Origin of the sequence: Zobellella sp. DQSA1 (assembly GCF_041950555.1) — a bacterium.
Taxonomy (GTDB): Bacteria; Pseudomonadota; Gammaproteobacteria; order Enterobacterales; family Aeromonadaceae; genus Oceanimonas.
In genome coordinates this window covers 877,583-897,701 of sequence record NZ_CP169531.1, presented here as the reverse complement: position 1 = coordinate 897,701, position 20,119 = coordinate 877,583, and the positions used below count along the sequence as shown (strand labels likewise).

Sequence of the window (20,119 nt, the reverse complement as noted above, 5' to 3'; positions counted from 1 at the left end):
CGATTTTCCGGCGGCATGACGCCCGGCTTCGACCGGGTGGCGATGGCGCCGGATTTTGGGAAGCGGCCGCGGCCGCCGTAGGAAAACCATAGGGACATGACCGGCGCCATCGCCGGACCCTCGACCAAGGACAATACCGATGCAACGAGACAATACCCTGGTACTCGAACCCTCCGAAAAATGGCCGCCGCTGTGGCGTGGACTGGCGGTGGCCCTGGTGGCGGCGCTGGGCTTTGCCTGGCTCGGCTTTAACCACGAGGCCGGCAGCGACTACGGTGTGCTCAGTCTGCTGCCAGCCGCCCTGGTGATCACCATGGCGGTGCTCACCCGCAAGACGGTGGAATCCCTGCTGGCGGGCGCCCTGCTGGGGCTGCTGCTACTGGACCCGGGCGATCTGGTCAGCCCGCTGGCGGACGTGACCCTGGCGGTGATGATGGACGAGACCATCGCCTGGCTGATCCTGGTGTGCGGCATGATGGGCGGGCTTATCAACCTGCTGGCCCGGGGCGGTGGCGTCCACAGTTTCGGCAACTTCATGACCCGGCTGATCAAGTCCCCCCGCGGCGCCATGTTCGGCACCGTCGGCCTGGGGCTGGTGGTCTTTATCGACGACTACCTCAACTCCCTCGCCGTCTCTTCTTCCATGAAGAAGATCACCGATACCTACCAAATCTCCCGGGAGAAACTGGCCTATATCGTTGACTCCACCGCCGCCCCCATCTGCATCCTGGTGCCGGTGTCCACCTGGGCGGTGTTCTTCGCTTCCCTGCTGGAGGACTCCGGCGCCGCCGACGGCGGCCGGGGCATGTCGCTCTATATCGACAGCATTCCCTATATGCTCTACGGCTGGGCCGCCCTGCTGGTGGTGGTGCTGGTGGCGGCCAACCGCCTGCCGGATCTGGGTGCCATGAAGCAGGCGGAAGCCCGCGCCCGGGACGGCCAACCGGTGCCGGCCGGCTGGGAGGAGCAGGAAGAAAACCAGCCAACCCGCAACACTCCCGCCTGGCTCGGCCTGTGCAACTTCCTGCTGCCCATGGCGGTGCTGGTGTTCGCCAGCGTCTGGTACGAGATCGATCTGCTGAAAGGCGTGCTGGTGGCGCTGGGTTTCACCATGCTGCTCTATTCGGTGCAGCGGCTGCTGTCGTTCCAGCAGCAGGTGGAAGCCACCCTGGACGGCTTCAAGGTGATGTTGTACCCGCTCGCCACCGTCTGCGCCGGCTTTATCCTGAAGGAAGTGAACGACCAGTTGGGCATGACCCAGTACATCATCGACACCGTCACCCCCATTCTCACCCCTGCCCTGCTGCCCGCGGTGGTGTTCCTGGTGATGGCGCTGGTGGTGTTCAGCACCGCGTCCAGTTGGGGGGTGTTCGTGATCTCCCTGCCCATAGTGGTGCCCCTGGCCCAGGCCATGAACGTGCCCATGCCGCTGGTAGTGGGCGCCCTGCTCTCGGCCTCGGCCTTCGGCAGCCACGCCTGCTTCTTCAGCGACTCCACCGTGCTGTCCGCCCAGGGCGCCGGCTGCGACACCATGGATCACGCTCTGACCCAGCTGCCCTACGCGCTGATCGGCGGCACCCTGACCCTGGTCGCGCTGCTCGCCGCCGGCTTCTGGCTGGTGTAACGCCTCTCCTCCTACAAGCGCCGGGCCCGCTGCCCGGCGCTTGTCTGGGCGCATTCGGTCCGCTCCACCGGCATCATGCTGCCGGTAATGGGCGATAAAGGCCTCGGTTTTCAGCGGCGGCGAATACCAGTCCCCTGCACCATCATGCCGCCCGCCTTTCGCAGCAGCGCCATATGTTCAGGCCGCTCTCTCAATGGAGCCGGACGGGCAGCCGCCCCATCTTCTATGATTAAAAAACAACCGCCCGGCGGTCTGCCCCGGCAACCTGGGGCAGGCCATTACATCATGGTAAATAAAAAGGATAATGCGATGAAATGGCAACGATTAATGCGCCTGACCCTGGCGGCGGCAGGCAGTCTGTTCCTGGTCGGCGCCGGCCAGGCAAACAGCGATTTTCTGGTCAGCACCGACTGGCTGGAACAAAACCTGAAAAGCGAGGATCTGCGCGTACTCGAGGTCAGCGTGGTGCCCGGAAAGTTCGAACGCGGCCATATCCCGGGCGCGGTCAATCTCCACTGGCACACCGAGCTGGTCGATCCGGTGAAGCGGGACATCGCCTCCCGGGACAACTTCCAGGCTCTGCTGCGCAAGGCCGGCATTTCCGAAGGCACCACCCTGGTGCTCTACGGCGACAACAACAACTGGTTCGCCGCCTGGGGCGCCTGGATCTTCGATGTTTACCGGGTGCCCTCGGTCAAACTGCTCGACGGCGGCCGCGACAAGTGGGAGGCAGAGGGACGCCCGCTGGACGTACGCCCGAGCCAGTACCCGCCCGGCAACATCACCCTCGCCGAGCGCAATGATGCCCTGCGCGCCCGCCTGGGCGACGTGCTGGCGGTGGCCGAAGGCCGTAGCGATACCGCCCTGATCGATATTCGCTCCGCCGACGAGTACAACGGCAAGATCTTCGCCCCGGCCGGGGTGCAGGAGCTGGCGGTACGGGCCGGCCATATTCCCGGGGCGGTGAATGTGCCCTGGAGCAGCGCCGTGGCCGCGGACGGCACCTTCAAGCCGGTTGAAGAGCTGCGTGCGCTCTACCGGGGCGTCGGCGTGGACGGCAGCAAGCCCGTCATCGTCTATTGCCGGATCGGCGAACGTTCCAGCCACACCTGGTTCGCCCTGAGCAAGCTGCTCGGTTACGAGGTGCGCAACTATGACGGCTCCTGGACCGAATACGGCAACAGCGTGGGCGTGCCCATCGCCAACCCCGCGGGCACCGTCTGGGGCGGTACCTGATGAGCGGCGGCGGCGAAGGGCCCCTTGCCGCCGCCCTGTTGTGGAATGAGTGCCATGCCCCCACCTGATCCGGGCGTCGCCCCCGGCCGTCACCCGGCTATTGCCCTGGCCCTGCTGGTGCTGATCGCCCTGTTGCTGGCCGGACGGGCCCTCGCCGATGGCTCCACCACCGGCAACAACCTGGCCTTCTCCCTGCTTGTCGGCGCCCTGTTCGGGTTGGTGTTGCAACGCTCCCGTTTCTGCTTTTTCTGCATCAGCCGCGATTTCGTCGAACGCCGGGACGCCCGCGGCCTGCTCGGGCTGGTGGTGGCCCTGGCGGTGGGCAGCCTGGGCTACCAGGTGCTGTTCGGCGCCTTCCTGCTCGACCCCTCTCTGGGCCGCTTGCCGCCGGGAGCCCACATAGGTCCGGTGAGCTGGGTGCTGGCCGCCGGCGCCTTTACCTTCGGCATCGGCATGGCCCTGTCCGGCTCCTGTCTCAGCGCCCACCTCTACCGGCTGGGCGAAGGCTCCCTCGCTTCTCCCTTCGCCCTGCTCGGAGCCCTGGGTGGCTTCGTGCTCGGCTTTCTCAGCTGGAATCCCCTCTACCTGAGGGTCATGCAGGAGGCGCCGGTGATCTGGCTGCCCACCCGCCTCGGCTACGGCGGCGCCCTGCTGCTCCAGTTGCTGCTGCTCACCGCCCTCGCCCTGGCCCTGGTGCGGACCCACCGGCCGCCGGCCGAGTCACCGCCCCCTGCCTGGTCGCTGCACGACCTGTTGTTCGGCCGGCGCTGGCCCACCTATGTGGGCGGCATACTGGTGGGCATGATAGGGGTGATGGCCTACTTCAGGGTCGCCCCCCTGGGGGTGACTGCCGAGCTCGGCAGCCTGGCGCGCACCGGCGCCGACAGCCTGGGGCTGCTGCCTGGCAGGCTGGAGGGGCTGGACGGTTTTTCCGGCTGCATGGCGGTGGTCAAGGAACACCTGCTTTCCGATAACGGCCTCTTCGTGCTGGGGCTGGTGGCCGCTTCCCTGGCCTCGGCCCTGCTCGCCGGCGACTGGCGCCCGCGCAGGCCCACCCCGGGCGAGGTGGTGCGCTGCCTGGTGGGCGGCCTGCTGATGGGATGGGGCGCCATGGTCGCCCTGGGCTGTACCGTGGGTACCCTGCTGTCGGGCGTGATGGCCGGGGCCCTCTCGGGCTGGGTCTTCCTGCTGTGCTGTCCGGCCGGCATCCTGGCCGGCCTGTGGCTGCGCCGCCGCCTGCCCTGGTGAGAGTTACCAGAGCCCGCCGGCCAGCAGCCGGATCAGGACGCCCAGCAGGGTGACGGCCAGCACCCCCCCCAGGTAGAGGACGGCGAACCACAACCAGCTCTTCTTGCCGCCCATCAGTAACCCTCCTCGAAGTCCTCGACCTTGCCGGAGAAGATGCGATATCCCCACAGGGTGTAGGCGCAGATCAGCGGCAGGAAGATAAGGATCCCCGGCAGCAGGAACAGCAGGCTGGAATTCGGTGCCCGGGCATCCCACAGGGTCAGCTGGTGCGGAATAAGATAGGGGAAGAGCCCCACCACCAGGCCGATAAAGCCCAGGATGAACAGACCCACCGCCAGCCAGAAAGGGCGGGTCTCGTGGGGCTGGCCGTCCAGATCCCGGTACAGCAACCAGCCGAACAGGACGCTCAACAGCGGCAGGGGCAGCAGCAACAGGAAATTGAGGCCATCGAACCAGCGCGCCCGTATCTCGGTATTGGCCAGCACCGTCCACAGGCTCACCACCACCAGTATGGCCATGATCGCCAGCACCAGCTTGCGGCCAAGATGGGCGGCGCGGGCCATGATGTCGCCCCGGCTTTTCATTACCAGGTAGCAGCAGGCCAGCAACGCATAGGCCACCATCAGCGCGAAACCGGTGAAGATGCTGAACGGCGACAGCCATTCCAGGGCACCCAGCTCGCCGGGGCCCGCCTCCACCCCCTGCACCACGGCGCCGAGGATGGCGCCCTGGCAGAAGGCGGCCACCGTGGAGCCGAGAAAGAAGGACTTGTCCCACCAGGGCTTGGAGCGATGCGACTTGAAGCGGTATTCGAAGGCCACCCCCCGGAAGATGAGCCCGATCAGCATGATGATGATGGGCGTGTACAGGGTCACCAGAATGCCCGCATAGGCGGCGGGAAAGGCGGCGAACAACACCACGCCGCCGAACACCAGCCAGGTTTCGTTGCCGTCCCACACATGGGAAATGGAGCGCATCATGTGATCCCGCTCCGCCTCGCTCTTGAACCAGGGATAGAGGATGCCGAGGCCGAGGTCGAAGCCGTCGAGCACCACGTACATCAGTACCGCGAAACCCAGCAGCAGGTAGTAGAACAATGCCAGATCCATCTTATGCCTCCGTCTTTTCGTGTTTCAGTTGCTTCACCCAGGCCAGGGCATAGCCGGGGGCATCGACGCCGATCAGGTGTTGCTCCAGGTGCTCCATGTCCGGTGGCCCCTTGCGCACCAGCTTGGCCATGAAATAGAGATAGACGCAGAACAGCAGGCTGTAGGTCAGTACGAACAGGGTGAGCGAGAACAGCACCCGCTCGGCCGGCAGCGGCGACACCACCTCCATGGTGCGCACCAGTCCCTGCACCAGCCAGGGCTGGCGGCCGACCTCCACCACGTACCAGCCGGCCAGGGTGGCCAGTACCCCCGAAGGGATCATCAGGTTCATCAGCCGCAGAAAGGGCCTGTGCTCATAAAGCCGGCCCGAGCGACGCAGCCAGAGGCCCCAGAGGGCGGCCCCGATCATCAGCATGCCCAGGCCCACCATCAGCCGGAACGAATAGAATACCAGGGGCACGTAGGGTCGCTCGTCGGCAGGCACCGATTTGAGCCCCTTAAGCTCTCCATCCCACTCGTGGGTGAGGATGAGCGACGCCAGCTTGGGAATGGCGATTTCGAAATGGTTGGTCTCGTTCTTCATGTCCGGCACCGCGAACAGCAGCAAAGGCGCGCCGGCCTCCCGCTCGGGCCAGATGCCTTCCATGGCCGCCAGCTTGATGGGCTGGTGTTCCTTGACGTTGAGGCCGTGGAAGTCACCCACCAGCGCCTGAGTCGGCGCCAGGATCAGCGCCGCCCACAACGCCATCGACAGGCCCTTGCGGGCGAAGGCCTGCTCCCGCCCCTTGAGCAGATACCAGGCACTGACGCCGCCGATCACGAAGGTGGCGCTGAGCATGGCCGCCATCAACATGTGCACCAGCCGGTAAGGCATGGAGGGGTTGAACACCACCTCCAGCCAGTTGGCCACCTCGAAGCGGCCGTCCACAATCTCATAGCCGGCCGGAGTATGCATCCAGGAGTTGGCCACGATGATCCAGAAGGCGGAAATCCAGGTGCCCACCGCCACTACGCAGGTGGCGAAGAAGTGCAAGCGTTCGCTCACCCGCTGCCAGCCGAACAGCATGACCCCGAGAAAGCCCGCCTCCAGGAAGAAGGCGGTCAGCACTTCGTAGGCCATCAGCGGGCCCAGCACCGGGCCGGTGATGGCGGAGAACTCGGAGAAGTTGGTACCGAACTCGTAGGACAGCACTATGCCGCTGACCACCCCCATGCCGAAGGTGATGGCGAAGGGTTTGATCCAGAACTTGGCCAGCTGAAAATAGATGGGGTTGCGGGTCTTCAGCCAGAGCCCTTCCCAGATGGCGATGGCGGTGGCCAGGCCGATGGTGATGGCCGGGAAGATGATGTGGAAACTGACCGTGAACGCGAACTGAATTCGCGACAATATGGCGGCATCGAATTCCATTGGTCCTCCTTAACGACGGTAACGGTTGACGGCGGCCGGCAGGGTCGCTAACAGCAGGACAATAAAAATAGCAGAGAATTCAATCATTAATGCAGTCATGTTCATTATTGTTGGCTCACTCGCTGGGTTGGTCCTCTGACTTAGCAGAAACCGTGCCAGCACCCCCAACACCTTGAGTTGCCTTGTGCTGGATCAAAAAACCGGCAAAAACTTGCCCGAACCGACAACAAGGTTTACAGTCTTTGCCCTGTCAACTGTAAACCTTATTTACACCCAGGAGTCCGCCAATGTCGCTGGATGTCGCCTTCGAACTGATGATGATCCTCACCAGCGGTTGCGCCCTGCTGGTGTCCGCCTGGCTGTACTGGCGCGCCCGCCGCCGGCGCAGCATGAAGGCGCTGGCGGGCTTCGGCGTGATGATGGCGCTCTGGTGCGCCGGCCACGTGGCGGTGTTCCACGGCTGGGAGCGGCTCGGCGTCGCCCTGATCCTGGCCAATCCCCTGATGCCCACCTTCTTCCTCGACTTCGCCGTCGGCTTCGTCAACCAGGGCGCGGGCCGCCGCCCCTGGCTCGACCGCCTGGCCCGCAGCCGGGGCCTGCTCTACCTGGCCGCCCTGGTGGTAATGGCAACCAGCCTCTGGCTGGAGGGGGGCGGTATTATCACCTTCGGCCCCTTTGCCCACTACTTCGTGTTTCAGGGCTTCGGCTGGTTCAATATCGCCTACACCATCGCCATCGGGGTGCTGGCCCACGCCCTGCTGCTGTGGGGCCTGCGCATCCACAGCGGCAACCGCCGCCGCTCCATCGCCGCCATGTTCGCCGCCGGCGCCTGGGGCCTGCTGCTGGCCACCAGCTTCATCTTCCCCTCCCTCGGCCTGTACTGGTATCCCTGGCCCATGCTGCTGCTGCCCAGCTACGTGGTGCTGCTGGTCTACGGGGTGGTCCGCTACCAGATGCTGGAGGTCAACGCCTGGGCCAACCGGGCCCTGTTGTGGACCCTGATGACGGCCCTGGTGATGGGGCTTATCGCCCTGCTCAGCGCCATGGCCGGCCAGTTCGGCATGCAGGCCCTGGCCAACGTGCCCAAGTGGCAGCTGTGGCTCTACTCCATGCTGCTGCTGATGCTGGCCCTGGCCCTGTACCAGCCGGTGAGCAAGCTGGTGGAGCGGCTGATCTACCCGGGCAGCCGGCTCGACGAGCAGTTGCTCGCCACCTGGCAACGGCGCCTGGGCGAGGCCAGCAGCTGGCAAGGACTCACCTCGGCGGCGGCAGGACTGATTTCGCGCCAGACGGGCCAGCCGGTGGTCATTCATCTTGCGCCGGAAGGAGAGCCGGCGCCCTCCCTGCCCGCCGGCCCCTGCATACTGTGCCGGCACCAGCCCCAGGGCTGGCAAACCCGCCTGCAGGGTTTCGAGGATGTGACCCCGGGCCTGCGCCTGGCGGCGGAGGTGTTCGCTTCCCTGCTGGCCACCCGCTGCGGCCTGCTGGAGCGCTCCCTGCAACTGGCGGAAGCCGAGCGCCGGCGGCTGTCGGAGCAGCACCTGGTGGAACTGGGCGGGCTGTCGGCGGCCATGGCCCACGAACTGCGCAACCCGCTCAACATCATCTCCATGGCCACCGCCGGCCTGGAAGCCAACCGCAAGGAGATGATCCAGGCCCAGCTGAAGCGCGCCGACCGGCTGATCTCGGACATGCTGGCCTATTCCGGCCGCATCCAAGTGCAGTGCCAGGCCATCCCCCTCGCCTCCCTGCTCGACAGCCTCAAGCCTCAGTTCGACTGGCAGGGCACCGCCTTCGAGCACCGGCTGCCGGCCGACTACCGGCTGTGGGCCGACCCCTACCGGCTGCAGCAGGTGGTGGTGAACCTGGTGGACAACGCCCTGGCCTTCGTGCGCAACAGGCCCGGGGGGAGAATCTGCATCGAGGCGGGGGACAGGCCCGGCCTGGTGCGGGTGCATAACAACGGCCCCATGATCGAAGCCGAACTCGGTGAACGGCTGTTCCGCCCCTTCGTCGGCCAGCGCAGCGGCGGCAGCGGCCTGGGGCTCGCCATCGTCCACCGCCTCATGGAGGCCCACGGCGGCCATATCCGCCACCGCCAGGATCTGGGCTGGCCGGTCACCTTCGAACTCCACTTTCCCGAGGAGAAGCGCTTATGATCCCGCGCATCCTGCTTATCGACGACGAGCCCGCCTTTCGCACCCTCTGCGCCCAGTGGCTGGAGGCCGAGGGCTACCAGCTGGAAACCGGCGCCGATCTCAACGAGCTGCGCGGCAAGCTGCAGGGATTCGACGCCGATCTCATCCTGCTCGACCTGTCCCTGCCGCCCCATTTCGATCCCCGCCATACCCTGGCGGCCCTGCCCCAGTTCATCGACCGGCCGGTGATCATCCTCACCGGCCACGGCGAGCGGGAGCTGGCCCTGGAGGCCCTGCGCCAGGGCGCCTGGGACTTTCTGGCCAAACCCATCGATCCGGACATGCTGGCGGTGGTGGTGCGCCGGGCCCTGACCAAGCACCAGTTGGTGCGCGAGCTGAACAGCCTGAAGCAAAGCCGCCAGCCGCCACTGGCCAGCCTGATCGGCGCCTCCCCCTCCATGGAGAATATCCGCGCCCTGGTGCAACGCATCGCCCCCACCGACGTGCGGGTGCTGGTGACCGGCCCCTCGGGCACCGGCAAGGAGGTGATCTCCCGCGCCATCCACGATCTCAGCCAGCGCGCCCGGGGGCCCTTTATTTCGGTGCACTGCGGCGCCATCCCCGCCGAACTGCTCGAAAGCGAGCTGTTCGGCCATACCAGGGGTGCCTTCACCGGCGCCGACAAGGCCCGGAACGGCCTGCTCAAGCTGGCCGACGGCGGCACCCTCTTCCTCGACGAAATCGGTGAAATGCCGCTGGCGATGCAGGTCAAGCTGTTGCGGGTACTGCAGGAAGGCAGCTACTACCCGGTGGGCGGGCGCAGCCTGGAAACCATAGACGTGCGGGTGATCTCCGCCACCAACGCGGATCTGCCGGAGAAGGTGAAAAAGGGCGAGTTCCGCGAGGATTTGTTCTACCGCATCAAGGGGGTGACCATAGCAACCCGCCCCCTGGACGAACGCCCGGAGGATATTCCCCTGCTGGTCGGCCACTTCCTCGAACAGCAGGCCCGGGGACAGCCGCCGCTGCGCCCGGACACCGAGGCCTTCAACTGGTTTATCCACCGCCGCTGGCCGGGTAACGTGCGCGAACTGAAAAGCGCCCTGGACAGCGTGGCCGCCATCGCCCCGGGCGGCGTCATCAGCCTGGAGGACATCGCCCTGCTCTACCCGGACGCCAGGAACCAGTCCCGTCCGCTACCGGCCGCCGCCGGCGACAGCCTGGAGGCCCAGGTGCGGGCACTGGAGATAACGCTGATCACCGAGGCCCTGGCCCGCCACGACAACAACCGCACCCACGCCGCCCAGGCCCTGGGGCTGTCGCGCCAGGGCCTGCTGAAGAAAATAGAGCGGTACGGGCTTTAACCAGTCCTCACCCTTCCATCAGTTCCTTCAGGGTCAGCTCCAGGGCGGTGGCGGCGATGCCGGTACGGCTGTTGCGGTGGTTGTGTACCCGTTGCAGGGCGCCGCGAATGCGCTCGGACACGTCCCGAAAGATGGCCTCGTCGGAGATCTCCTGCTCGGTTTCCATCAGGAAGGCGAAGGCCCGGGCCATGCCGCAGTTGCCGATAAAGTCCGGGATCACGCTGAGCCGCTCGTCCGCCTGCTGATAGACGGGGCCGTAGAAGATTTCCTGGTCCCTGAAGGGCACATTGGCGCCGCAGGCGATAAGCTCCACCCCGTTGTTCGCCAGGGACGTCAGGTGCTCGGCGCTGATCAGGCGGGAGGCGGCGCAGGGCAGGAACACCTCGGCCTCGAGCTGCCACAACGCGGCCTGGGCCTGCTCGAAACCGACCACCCCGCTGCCCGCCAGCCGGTTGCCCTGGCGCCCCAGGTAGAGCGCCTTCAGTTGCTCGACGCCGAGCCCTTGTGGCGCTATCACCCCGCCAGAGGCATCGATGATGCCGACGATGTTCGCCCCTTCCTGGGCCAGGTAGTAGGCCGCCGCCGCTCCCACGTTGCCGAAGCCCTGTACGATAACCCGTTTGCCGGCGAGCCGGCCGCCGTAGATACCGTAGTAGTGACGTACCGACTCGGCCAGCCCCCAACCGGTGATGAGATCCGCCACCTTGTATTTGCACTGCGGGTCCGGACTATAGCGACCGTCTTCCACCACCTTGGCTACCCCCAGGCGCAACTGGCCCAGCTTCTGGATCTGCTCGCTAACCGTGGGGTTGAAATGGCCGTTGACCACCCCTTCCTGGGGATGCCAGATGCCGTGGCGCTCGGTCAGGGGCACCACGTCCTTCACCTCGCACACGTTGAGATCGCCGCCGGTACCGTAATAGTGCTTGAGCAGCGGCGCCACCGCCTGGAACCAGCGCGCCAGCACCCCGTCCCGGCGCGGGTCGGCCGGATCGAAGTCGATACCCGACTTGGCGCCGCCGATGGCCGGACCCGACACCGCGAATTTCACTTCCATGGTCTTGGCCAGGGATTCCACTTCATGACGATCCAGGCCCTTGCGCATGCGGGTGCCGCCGCCGGCCGCCCCGCCACGCAGGGAGTTGATCACCACCCAGCCTTTGGCCTCGGTCTCGCTGTCGTGCCACTCGAACACGATTTCCGGGTTTTTCCGTTCGAATTGGGTAAGAAGTGCTTTCATCCGTTAATTACTCCGTGTTACAGGCAATAGGAATCCCTGACCCGCAAAGGCCATTGGTACACATCAGGGAGAGAGTGAAGAGGGCGCCGCCGCGGCGGCGCCAGTAAGGTCAGAACAGGTTAAAGTAGAAGATCACCAGTACGCCGATGGGGGTAACGTAGCGCACCACCACATGCCAGAGGGGGTGCCACTGGTCGCCCAGCTCGGCCCGGGAATGCTCCGGTTTCATCACCCAGCCCACGAAGATGGCGGTCAGCAGGGCGCCGAGTGGCATCATGATGTTGGCGGTGAGGTAGTCGTAGATGTCGAACAGGGTCTTGCCCTCGAAGCGCTCGAACATGGCCAGCGGCGCGAACTCGGCCCACAGGTTCAGCGACAGCACGGTGGTAATGCCCACCAGCCAGGCCGCCAGGCCGCCGCCCACTGCCGCCTTGACCCGCCCGATGCCCTTCTCTTCCAGGAAGCGCACCAGGGATTCCAGCATGGAGATAGAGGAGGTCCAGGCCGCGAACAACAGCAGCACGAAGAACAGGGTGGCGAAGAAGCCGCCGCCCGGCATCTGGCCGAAGGCCACCGGCAGGGTAACGAAGATCAGCCCCGGGCCCTCGCCCGGCTGCAGGCCGTGGGCGAACACGATGGGGAAAATGGCCAGTCCCGCCAGCAGGGCCACGCACACGTCCATGATCGCCACGGTGAAGGAAGTCCGCGCGATGGACACGTCCTTCTTCAGGTAGGCGCCGTAAGCCATCATGGCGCCGCTGGCCAGGCTCAGGGTGAAGAAGGCATGACCCAGGGCCACCAGTATGGACTCGGCGGTCAGGCTGGAGAAGTCGGGCCGGAACAGGAACACCAGCGCCTCGCCGAAATGGCCCGTGGTCATGGCGTAGCCCACCAGGATCAGCAACAGCACGAACAGCGCCGGCATCAACCAGGATACCGCCCGCTCCAGGCCATGCTTGACGCCGCCGGCGGACACCAGCACCGTCAGCCCCATGAACAGGCTGTGCCACATCAGCAACTGGCCCGGAGAGGCCAGCAGACCGCCGAACATGGCGCCGGAGTCGTCCGCTCCTATGCCGGAGAAACCGCCCCTGGCCGCCTCCACGATATAAGGCATGGTCCAGCCGGCGATCACGCTGTAGAAGGACAGGATCAGGAAGGCCGCCAGGGTGGCCATGATGCCGATGCCGGCCCAGCCTCGACTGCGCCCTTCGGCCGCCGCCACCCTGCCCATGGTGCCGATGGGACTCTTGCCGCCGCGCCGGCCCAGCATGACCTCCGACATCATGATGGGGATGCCGATCATGGCGATGCAGATCAGATACACCAGCACAAAGGCGCCACCGCCGTTCTGGCCGGTGATATAGGGAAACTTCCAGATGTTGCCGAGGCCTACCGCCGAGCCCACCGCCGCCATGATAAATACAAAGCGACTGGACCACAGGGCCGGGGTCACCCCGGCCTGCCCTTTATCCTGAACATTCGTTGCCACCACAGACACAGCTTCTCCTCCTTTAGCTGTTTAGGACAACGTCAGCCACCCCAGCTAAAGGTGTAAAGAATGACTGACAGTATGTCCTGCTATTTTGCCACCATCTTCCCGATTGAAAAAATGGCTGTGGTAAAAAATTAGAGATTATTCGGCCTTCAACACACCACGACGGATTTGATCTTCCTCAATGGACTCAAAGAGAGCCTGAAAATTACCCTCACCAAAGCCTTCATTGCCCTTGCGCTGGATGATTTCGAAGAAAATGGGGCCGATCACGGTATCGGTAAAGATCTGCAGCAGCAGCCCCTGGCCCTGGGTTGGCGCCCCGTCCATCAGGATATGGTTCCTGTGCAACCGGGCAACGTCCTCGCCGTGGCCGGGCAGGCGGGCGTCCAGTTTCTCATAGTAGGTGTCGGGGGTGGTCATGAAGGTCATGCCGCCGTCACGTAAAGTTTCCACCGTGCGGAAGATATCCCGGGTACCCAGGGCGATATGCTGGATGCCCTCGCCCTTGTACTGGTGCAGGAACTCCTCGATCTGGCTCTTTTCGTCGGCGGACTCGTTGATCGGGATACGGATCTTGCCGCAGGGGCTGGTCATGGCCCGGGACTTGAGGCCGGTCAGCTTGCCTTCAATATCGAAGTAACGGATCTCGCGGAAATTGAAGTGCTTCTGATAAAAACCGCTCCAGACGTCCATATTCCCCATGGCCACGTTATGGGTAAGGTGGTCGATGTAGGTCAGGCCCACCCCCCCGGGATGCTGATCCACCCCCGGAATAGGCCGGAAATCCACGTCGTAGATGCTCTGGTCACCGTAGCGGTCCACCAGGTAGATGAGGGAGCCGCCGATACCCTCGATGGCCGGGATCTGCAGCTCCATGGGACCGGCGCCGGACTCCACCACCTTGGCGCCGTTGGCGGCCAGTTGCTCGATGGCCCGGGCCGCGTCCTTGACCCGGAACGCCATGGCATTGGCACAGGGGCCGTGGATGTGGGCGAACTGTTCGGCTCGGCTGTTGGGCTCGGCGTTGAGGATGAAGTTGATGTCACCCTGGCGGTAAAGGGTCACGTTCTTGCTGCGGTGGCGGGCGATGGCGACAAAGCCCAGCCGCTCGAACAAGCGGGCCAGTTGTTCCGGCTCGCTGGAGGCGTACTCCACGAACTCGAAGCCGTCGGTGCCCAGGGGATTGTCCCACAGAGAGGATTTTTCCGGTGCTGTTGCTTCAGACATCATGATTATTCTCCTTAATCGCCTTTGTTCCATTGGTTTATGCTTAAACGCAATGGAAACAGAATAAGGCAAGGCGGACACATTTTGTTTGCAACTTGTTACATTAAAGTTTAGTTTTTTGCGTGAATGTTGCACCGGAGAAGGAATAACCGTGAGAAAGGCGCATGAAATCGAACTGGACCGTCAGGACGCCCGCCTGCTGCAGGCACTGCAGGAAAACGGCCGGCTGAGCAACGTGGAGCTGTCGGAGCTGATCCACCTCTCCCCTTCCCAATGCCAGCGTCGGCGGCACAAGCTGGAAGAGCTGGGGGTGGTGCAGAAATACGTGGCCCAGGTGGATCCGGAGAAGGTGGGGCTGTACGTGACCGCACTGATCAGCGTGACCCTGGGCAAGCACGGCGAGCGCATCGCCGACGAATTCCACCAGGCCATCCAGCACTTTCCCCAGGTACTGGAATGCTGGAGCGTCACCGGCGACGCCGACTATATGCTGAAGGTGGTGGCCACCGATCTCAAGAGCCTGTCCGACTTTATGATGCACCAGTTGCTAAACTTGAAGACGGTGTCCAATATCCGCTCCAATATCCTGCTCGACAAGCTCAAGCACACCACGGTGCTGCCGCTGGGCTGACGGTCGAATAAAGCTAACCCGGCTGCGGCCACAAACCGCAGGGCCGGCTTTAAAAAACCGTTTTAGATCTGCAGTACTCGGCCAAAACGCACTTTCGCCATAACGAGCTGTTTCGGCCTGACCCAGCATCCGGTGAATGCTTGCAGCAGGCCGAAACGGCGAGTGCCAGGTGCCGCAGCGTGTCGGTGGAGGTGGCCCTGTTGACTCTTTGCTGAGTCGTTACAGACCAGCTTCGCAAAGACCTTAAACAACAGGCTTTAACCGCCTCTCGCTAGCCTGGGGTTCCGGCTCGGCCCAGGCTGAGGGGATAGTGACAGGCCACCTGCTGGGTGGCGCTGAGCTCCCTCGCCACCGGGGCGGCCTGCCTGCATTGCTCGGTGGCGAAACGGCAACGCGGATGGAAGGCGCAGCCCGGCGGGGGCGAGATGGGGTTGGGCACCTCGCCGGTGACCGGGGTCCGCTCTTTGTGGATCACCTCCATGCTGGGAATGGCGTCCATCAGCAATAGCGAGAGAGCTGGCCCTGATCGGCCAGAGCGGTGCCAGCGCCGTGATCTGCCCCATCGTCTCCGGCCGTCATGCCAAGTACTTCAGCGGGGTCCGCCGCTTCCGCGAGGCCGGCATCAATATCAGCCTGGGCACCGACACCTATCCGTCCGACATGATCCAGAACATGCATGTCGGCGCCATCCTGAGCCGGGTCGAGAGTGGCGATATCACCGAGGCCTCGGCGGCGGACTACTACAACATGGCCACCCTGGGTGGCGCCCGGGCCCTGGGGCGGGAAGATCTCGGCCGGCTCAGTCCGGGCGCCAAAGCCGACATCATGGTGTTCGACTTCGACCGCATCCACAGCGGCCAGTGCTCCGACCCCGTCACCGCCATGGTGATCAACGGCAACGGCCGGGATATCCAGCTCATCCGCTATGGCAGCAGCGACGAGGCCTATCTGGATCTGCGCTCGGGCCGGGTGGATGTCGTGTTTTCCGACGTGCTGGCGATTCAGGAAGGCTTTATAAAAAGGGAGGGAGGAGACGACTTCGTCATGAAAGGTCCGCTTGTCACCGATTCCCGCTGGTTCGGGGAGGGTTCGGGCATTGCCGTACGCAAACAGGATGTCCGGCTGAAGGAACGGCTGAACCAGGCCATACTGGCCTTGCGCGACAACGGCGAGTACCAGAAGATCAACGCTAGGTACTTCGACTTCGATATCTACGGCGAATAAACAAAGGGCCGCGATCCATGATCGCGGCCCTTTTCGGGTTATCAAGGTTCAGTAGACCACGCTGCCGAGCTGGCTGCCGCTTTCCGCCATGGGGTTCTGGATGATCTGCACCACCACCCCGTCGGCCGGGCTGTGGTACTGCTTCACCTCGTGGCCGAAGGCGTCGTACTGCACGAACATCAGCTCGCCCTTCTTCACCTTGTCCAGCAGTTGCACCTTGGGCACCACGAAACCGCCGAACTCGGCGCGCACGTCCTCCCAGAGCTCGGTTTCCACCGGCAGCTCGGGCTGCACCACCTCGCCCTCGATCAATTGGATATGGCGCAGGAAGTTAAGGGTGCCGTCCACCGCCCGCTCCACCAGCTCGGGCTCGTACACATCCCGAGATCCGATCTCCAGGGTAAAGGCCGGTACCCCGATGCCGCTGTAGGCACCGTCCACCGTGGTCTGGCTCTGGCTACTGAAGGCCACGTCCACCCCGAACAGCCGGGTCATCTCCTTCACCGCGGGAATGCTGTAGTCGGTGTAGGCGAACAGCGGGAAGGTGGTGGGGTTGGCGGTATGCATGTCGATGGCATAGTCCGCGTTGTGCTTGAGCAGATCGTTCCAGATGCTGTGGGAGTACCGCTGACCCGAGGTCTTGGTATCTTCGGTATTGGCCTGGCGGTTGAGGTTTTCATTGACCTTGACCGGCCCCGAGGGTACGAATTCGCGCACGTTGGCGATAAGCCCGGGGATGTTGAACTGGTGCACTATGGTGACCGTCCCCTTGAGCGCTTCCCCGGCGAGCCGCTCCTTGATGTTGTGCACCGTGAGATAGGGGTTCATCTCGTTGGCGTGCACCCCGGCCACCAGCATCACCTTCTTGCCCGGCGTTTCCCCCTTCAGCACGCTCACCGGCAGGTAGTAATGCTGGCCGGCGTTGTTCTGGCCCGCGACGCGAAAGTAGAACTCATGCTGCTTGCCCGGCTCGAGGGAGTCCACATCCAGCCGGGTGATCACCGGCTTTCCCTGGATCACATCGCCGTTAAACTGGGTATCGGCCCATGCCGGCAAGGTCGTGGCCAGCGCTCCCAGGGCGCCGCCCCAGATAAGAGGTTTTATGGTCATTATTCTTCCCTAAGTGAAATCATCCGAACAGGTTGCTATCAACAAATAAATTAAATTGTTAGCAATAAATTGCAGGGAAAACGTTACACCAAGGTTAACGAATAATAAAGCGATAAATGGGATCACGGCGACAGCATGCTTTGAATTATTCACAAAAAAAGAATATTTATCTGGCCCGTACCGGCCGGGGCACCGGCCCCACCGCAGAGGGTGCGGGGTAGCCCGAGAGGGGAATAAGGGAGGGCAGTCAGCGGGGGGAGGCTTACGCCTCGGCTTGCAGTTCGGCGAAGAGCGCCGCCAGATCCAGGCTCTGCTCTTCTTCCTCGGCCAGCTCCAGGCTGGCTTCCAGGTGTTCCAGATGGCGGCGCATGGACAGGGCGGCAGCCTCGGCTTCCCCCGCCGCCACCAAATCCAGCAGCTTGCCGTGCTCTTCACAGTGGCAGTGATGGGCGTTTCTGTCCTTCTGGTACATGCTGACGATAAGCGACGTCTTGGCGACCATCCGCTCCAGCACCTCCACCAGCAGGCGGTTGCCGCCGAGCCTGGCCAGCTCGATATGAAAACGGGCGGCGCAATCTACCGCCGCCGGCCGCCGGTCCTCCTCGACCGCCCGCCGTTCTTCTTCTATCAGGGCACGGAGCGGGGCCAGTTCGCCCCGCCGCTCTCCGCGGGCGGCCAGGGCCACCGCTTCCTCTTCCAGGATGCGGCGCATGGCAAACACCTCGGCCGCCTCCTGCTGGCTGGGACAGGCCACTGTGGCGCCCCGGTTGGCGGCGATGGTCACCAATCCCTGATGGCCGAGTTCCAGCAAGGCGGCGCGCACATGGTTGCGGTTGGCGGTGAGCGCCTCGGACAGCCGGGTTTCCACCAAACGGGTACCCGGCGCCAGCCGCTGCTCCAGGATGGCGCGGGAAATGATCCCCACGATACGCCGGATTTCTCTTCGCTTGATGCTGGACACTTCCCCTCCCGGAATGCATAAACTTTCATGTAAAGAAGATTAACAAAACCATCCGACTGGCTCCAGTCCCTTGTGATCCTTCAGCCCCAGCGGCTGACGCCGGGGTAGCCCCCTTCCAGCAATTCCTTGATGAACACCGAGGGAATCTGCCGATCGGCCAGCAGAAAGACCTGATCCCGGGCCCGGGTCAGCCCCACGTAGAACAGCCTGCGCTCTTCGGCGTGAGGAAAGGCCTCCTCCTCCGGCAGCAACAGATCCAGCAGACCAGGCCCGTTTTTTTCGGGCGGGAAACCGTACTTGCCCCGAGTCAGCCCCAACAGGATCACGCAATCCGCCTCCTTGCCCTTGGCACCGTGCAGGGTCTGGGCCTCCAGCCGCAGATCGGGAAAACGCCGGCGCCAGGCCGCCAGTTGGGACTCATCCGGCAGGCTGAAGCGGAAGCGGGCCAGCAGGTAGACGGAGGCCTCCGGACGCTGGGCCGCGATCTGCCCCAGCAGGCGGCTGACCGCGTCCATCTGGCTGTCGTGACCCACCGGCAACACGTGTACACAGGGCCCCTCGCTGCGCCTGTGGGTACCGAGGGTTTTGGGCAACTGGTCGGGATTGCGGGTAACGAAGCGACTGGCCACCTGCTCGATACGGTTGTTGAAACGGAAAGTCTTATCCAGGGGGGTGATCCGGCTGGCGCCGAAGTACTCGCCGAAGCGGGTGGTCAAGGAAACGTCGGCGCCGCTGAAACGGTAGATGGCCTGCCAGTCGTCCCCCACGCAGAACAGGGACAAACCGGGGGCCGCATCGCGCAGTGCCTGCAGCAAGGTGGCCCGGGGTACGGAAATATCCTGAAACTCGTCCACCAGAATATAGCGCCAGGGCACCTCGAACCGGTCCCGACGCACATAATCACTGGCCTTTTCGATCATGTCGTCGAAATCAATTTCACCCCGCTCGCGCAGGTGTGTCTGGTAACGGTGCAGCAGCGGCCGCACCAGGGTCAGTTGCTCGGCCTGATCCGGGGTCAGTTCAAAGGGGTCCGGCTCGCCATAGAGCTTGAGAGCCGACACCAGCGGCGCCCACTCCCGCGCCAGCCGGCCGAAATCGGGCCGGGGCGAAACCTGGAAGCGGTGACGGCGTAGCCAGTCGAGCAAGCGTACACCGTAGGCCTCGTCCTCCTGTCCGAGTTGTTCCAGCCAGGTGGCGAAAGCGCCGTGACGGGACTTTTCGTTCTGGGCCAAGTCGCTCAGGGGCGGAGTGCGCCCCTCGACCCGGGACAGTATCATCAGCCCCAGGGCATGGAAGGTACTGACCCTGATCACTGCGGTTTCCGGCCGACGCGCCAGTCGTTCGGCCATTTCCGCCGCCGCCTCGTTGCCGAAGGCCAGTAGCAGCAGCTCGTCGGCCCGGGCCTGGCGGGAAGCCAGCAGAAAGGCGGCCCGTGCCGCCATTACGCTGGTCTTGCCGCAACCGGCCCCGGCCAGCACCAGGTTGTGGTCTTCATCCACCACGCAGGCCAGGCGCTGGGCCTCGGTAAGCGGATGGGCTTCCAGACCGTCGAACAAGGTACCGTGATCGAGCAGGGCCTGCTCGCAATAGTCCTGGCAGCATTGCTCCCGCCAGGCTTCGTCCGCCGCCTGCACCGTGGCCACCAGTTCGAATGCCGCCCGGGCCCGGTCGTCCAGGGACTCGGGCGGCGGGCAGGCCGGCCAGTCCACCGGTTCCCCGGCCACCAGTGCTTTCAGTTGCCGCCAGCGGGAGTCGCGCAGATAGCCCAGCTCCAGCGCCGCCAGGCATTGCTCGGCCAGGGATTGTATCCGCCCGGCATGATACCGGTACCAGCCCAGGGTCACCGCCTCGGCCAGAGGCTCGGCCACCGCCTTCGGCAGCCAGCCCAGCTCGATCTCACCCTGGGTACAGAACAGCCGCAGCCGGTACAGCCGGCGCGCCTCCTCCAGCCGGGGCGGACCGCTCAGTTCATGCCAGCCGAGCCCGTGCCGCTCGCGCCGCAAGTGCAGCACCAGGCCATCCGCCGTCAGTTCGGTGGCCAGAAAGGGATGGTTGAACCAGGGAGCCAGCCAGTGGGCCTTGAAGATCTGCATGCTCATGC

Annotated in this window: 16 protein-coding genes; 7 read left to right on the top strand and 9 right to left on the bottom strand. The window is 64.3% G+C overall.

What is annotated here, in order from left to right:
- Window positions 1-139: 139 nt before the first annotated feature.
- From ACEVBK_RS04340 to ACEVBK_RS04330, 3 genes are all read left to right on the top strand, one after another.
- The gene (locus tag ACEVBK_RS04340) at window positions 140-1,624 is read left to right on the top strand and encodes a Na+/H+ antiporter NhaC family protein (protein ID WP_375057366.1); all 1,485 of its coding nucleotides are present in this window, start codon (window positions 140-142) and stop codon (window positions 1,622-1,624) included.
- 309 nt (window positions 1,625-1,933) lie between these two features.
- Window positions 1,934-2,860, top strand: coding sequence for a sulfurtransferase (locus tag ACEVBK_RS04335; protein ID WP_375057365.1), 927 nt, complete (start codon window positions 1,934-1,936; stop codon window positions 2,858-2,860).
- A 54-nt stretch (window positions 2,861-2,914) separates the two neighbouring features.
- On the top strand, window positions 2,915-4,108 hold the full coding sequence (locus ACEVBK_RS04330) for a YeeE/YedE family protein (protein WP_375057364.1): 1,194 nt from the start codon (window positions 2,915-2,917) through the stop codon (window positions 4,106-4,108).
- A gap of 113 nt (window positions 4,109-4,221) precedes the next feature.
- Here ACEVBK_RS04330 and cydB read toward each other — a convergent pair whose 3' ends face one another.
- Together cydB and ACEVBK_RS04320 are read right to left on the bottom strand one after the other, a co-directional pair.
- Window positions 4,222-5,217 (bottom strand): cytochrome d ubiquinol oxidase subunit II, encoded by a 996-nt coding sequence (cydB, locus tag ACEVBK_RS04325; protein WP_375057363.1) that lies wholly within the window; start codon window positions 5,215-5,217, stop codon window positions 4,222-4,224.
- Window position 5,218: 1 nt separating this feature from the next.
- Entirely contained in the window at window positions 5,219-6,625 is a 1,407-nt protein-coding gene (locus tag ACEVBK_RS04320; protein WP_375057362.1) for a cytochrome ubiquinol oxidase subunit I, read from the bottom strand.
- Window positions 6,626-6,912: 287 nt separating this feature from the next.
- On the opposite strand from ACEVBK_RS04320, the gene ACEVBK_RS04315 reads away from it, so the two are divergent.
- Window positions 6,913-8,784: an ATP-binding protein gene (locus ACEVBK_RS04315; protein WP_375057361.1), complete on the top strand. Its 1,872-nt coding sequence runs from the start codon at window positions 6,913-6,915 to the stop codon at window positions 8,782-8,784.
- Complete coding sequence (locus ACEVBK_RS04310; protein ID WP_375057360.1) at window positions 8,781-10,127, top strand: sigma-54-dependent transcriptional regulator; 1,347 nt, start codon at window positions 8,781-8,783, stop codon at window positions 10,125-10,127. Before ACEVBK_RS04315 ends, ACEVBK_RS04310 begins: the two co-directional genes overlap by 4 nt.
- Window positions 10,128-10,134: 7 nt before the next feature.
- On the opposite strand, the gene ACEVBK_RS04305 is transcribed toward ACEVBK_RS04310, so the two are convergent.
- The 3 genes from ACEVBK_RS04305 to hppD form a co-directional block, all read right to left on the bottom strand.
- Window positions 10,135-11,367, bottom strand: coding sequence for a Glu/Leu/Phe/Val dehydrogenase dimerization domain-containing protein (locus ACEVBK_RS04305; RefSeq protein ID WP_375057359.1), 1,233 nt, complete (start codon window positions 11,365-11,367; stop codon window positions 10,135-10,137).
- 109 nt (window positions 11,368-11,476) lie between these two features.
- The gene (locus ACEVBK_RS04300; protein WP_375057358.1) at window positions 11,477-12,859 is read right to left on the bottom strand and encodes a sodium-dependent transporter; all 1,383 of its coding nucleotides are present in this window, start codon (window positions 12,857-12,859) and stop codon (window positions 11,477-11,479) included.
- 144 nt (window positions 12,860-13,003) lie between these two features.
- Window positions 13,004-14,095: a 4-hydroxyphenylpyruvate dioxygenase gene (hppD, locus tag ACEVBK_RS04295; RefSeq protein ID WP_375057357.1), complete on the bottom strand. Its 1,092-nt coding sequence runs from the start codon at window positions 14,093-14,095 to the stop codon at window positions 13,004-13,006.
- A gap of 148 nt (window positions 14,096-14,243) precedes the next feature.
- On the opposite strand from hppD, the gene ACEVBK_RS04290 reads away from it, so the two are divergent.
- Window positions 14,244-14,723 carry an Lrp/AsnC family transcriptional regulator gene (locus tag ACEVBK_RS04290; RefSeq protein ID WP_375057356.1) on the top strand — a complete coding sequence of 160 codons (480 nt, stop codon included), beginning with the start codon at window positions 14,244-14,246 and terminating at the stop codon, window positions 14,721-14,723.
- A 271-nt stretch (window positions 14,724-14,994) separates the two neighbouring features.
- On the opposite strand, the gene ACEVBK_RS04285 is transcribed toward ACEVBK_RS04290, so the two are convergent.
- Entirely contained in the window at window positions 14,995-15,222 is a 228-nt protein-coding gene (locus tag ACEVBK_RS04285) for an oligopeptide/dipeptide ABC transporter ATP-binding protein (RefSeq protein ID WP_375057355.1), read from the bottom strand.
- A 5-nt stretch (window positions 15,223-15,227) separates the two neighbouring features.
- On the opposite strand from ACEVBK_RS04285, the gene ACEVBK_RS04280 reads away from it, so the two are divergent.
- Complete coding sequence (locus ACEVBK_RS04280; protein ID WP_375058513.1) at window positions 15,228-15,947, top strand: amidohydrolase family protein; 720 nt, start codon at window positions 15,228-15,230, stop codon at window positions 15,945-15,947.
- Window positions 15,948-15,995: 48 nt separating this feature from the next.
- On the opposite strand, the gene ACEVBK_RS04275 is transcribed toward ACEVBK_RS04280, so the two are convergent.
- The 3 genes from ACEVBK_RS04275 to ACEVBK_RS04265 all read right to left on the bottom strand — a co-directional run bounded on the left by ACEVBK_RS04275 (window position 15,996) and on the right by ACEVBK_RS04265 (window position 20,117).
- Window positions 15,996-17,057: a succinylglutamate desuccinylase/aspartoacylase family protein gene (locus tag ACEVBK_RS04275; protein ID WP_375057354.1), complete on the bottom strand. Its 1,062-nt coding sequence runs from the start codon at window positions 17,055-17,057 to the stop codon at window positions 15,996-15,998.
- Between the two features lie 262 nt (window positions 17,058-17,319).
- The gene (locus ACEVBK_RS04270; RefSeq protein WP_375057353.1) at window positions 17,320-18,018 is read right to left on the bottom strand and encodes a GntR family transcriptional regulator; all 699 of its coding nucleotides are present in this window, start codon (window positions 18,016-18,018) and stop codon (window positions 17,320-17,322) included.
- A gap of 80 nt (window positions 18,019-18,098) precedes the next feature.
- Window positions 18,099-20,117 carry a UvrD-helicase domain-containing protein gene (locus ACEVBK_RS04265; protein WP_375057352.1) on the bottom strand — a complete coding sequence of 673 codons (2,019 nt, stop codon included), beginning with the start codon at window positions 20,115-20,117 and terminating at the stop codon, window positions 18,099-18,101.
- Window positions 20,118-20,119 lie beyond the last annotated feature (2 nt).

What these genes read in the sequence shown, in the direction of transcription:
- ACEVBK_RS04340 (WP_375057366.1), top strand. Translation starts at nt 140, where the DNA reads ATGCAACGAGACAATACCCTGGTACTCGAACCCTCCGAAAAATGGCCG.
- ACEVBK_RS04335 (WP_375057365.1), top strand. Translation starts at nt 1,934, where the DNA reads ATGAAATGGCAACGATTAATGCGCCTGACCCTGGCGGCGGCAGGCAGT.
- ACEVBK_RS04330 (WP_375057364.1), top strand. Translation starts at nt 2,915, where the DNA reads ATGCCCCCACCTGATCCGGGCGTCGCCCCCGGCCGTCACCCGGCTATT.
- cydB (WP_375057363.1), bottom strand. Translation starts at nt 5,217, where the DNA reads ATGGATCTGGCATTGTTCTACTACCTGCTGCTGGGTTTCGCGGTACTG.
- ACEVBK_RS04320 (WP_375057362.1), bottom strand. Translation starts at nt 6,625, where the DNA reads ATGGAATTCGATGCCGCCATATTGTCGCGAATTCAGTTCGCGTTCACG.
- ACEVBK_RS04315 (WP_375057361.1), top strand. Translation starts at nt 6,913, where the DNA reads ATGTCGCTGGATGTCGCCTTCGAACTGATGATGATCCTCACCAGCGGT.
- ACEVBK_RS04310 (WP_375057360.1), top strand. Translation starts at nt 8,781, where the DNA reads ATGATCCCGCGCATCCTGCTTATCGACGACGAGCCCGCCTTTCGCACC.
- ACEVBK_RS04305 (WP_375057359.1), bottom strand. Translation starts at nt 11,367, where the DNA reads ATGAAAGCACTTCTTACCCAATTCGAACGGAAAAACCCGGAAATCGTG.
- hppD (WP_375057357.1), bottom strand. Translation starts at nt 14,095, where the DNA reads ATGATGTCTGAAGCAACAGCACCGGAAAAATCCTCTCTGTGGGACAAT.
- ACEVBK_RS04285 (WP_375057355.1), bottom strand. Translation starts at nt 15,222, where the DNA reads ATGGACGCCATTCCCAGCATGGAGGTGATCCACAAAGAGCGGACCCCG.
- ACEVBK_RS04275 (WP_375057354.1), bottom strand. Translation starts at nt 17,057, where the DNA reads ATGACCATAAAACCTCTTATCTGGGGCGGCGCCCTGGGAGCGCTGGCC.
- ACEVBK_RS04265 (WP_375057352.1), bottom strand. Translation starts at nt 20,117, where the DNA reads ATGAGCATGCAGATCTTCAAGGCCCACTGGCTGGCTCCCTGGTTCAAC.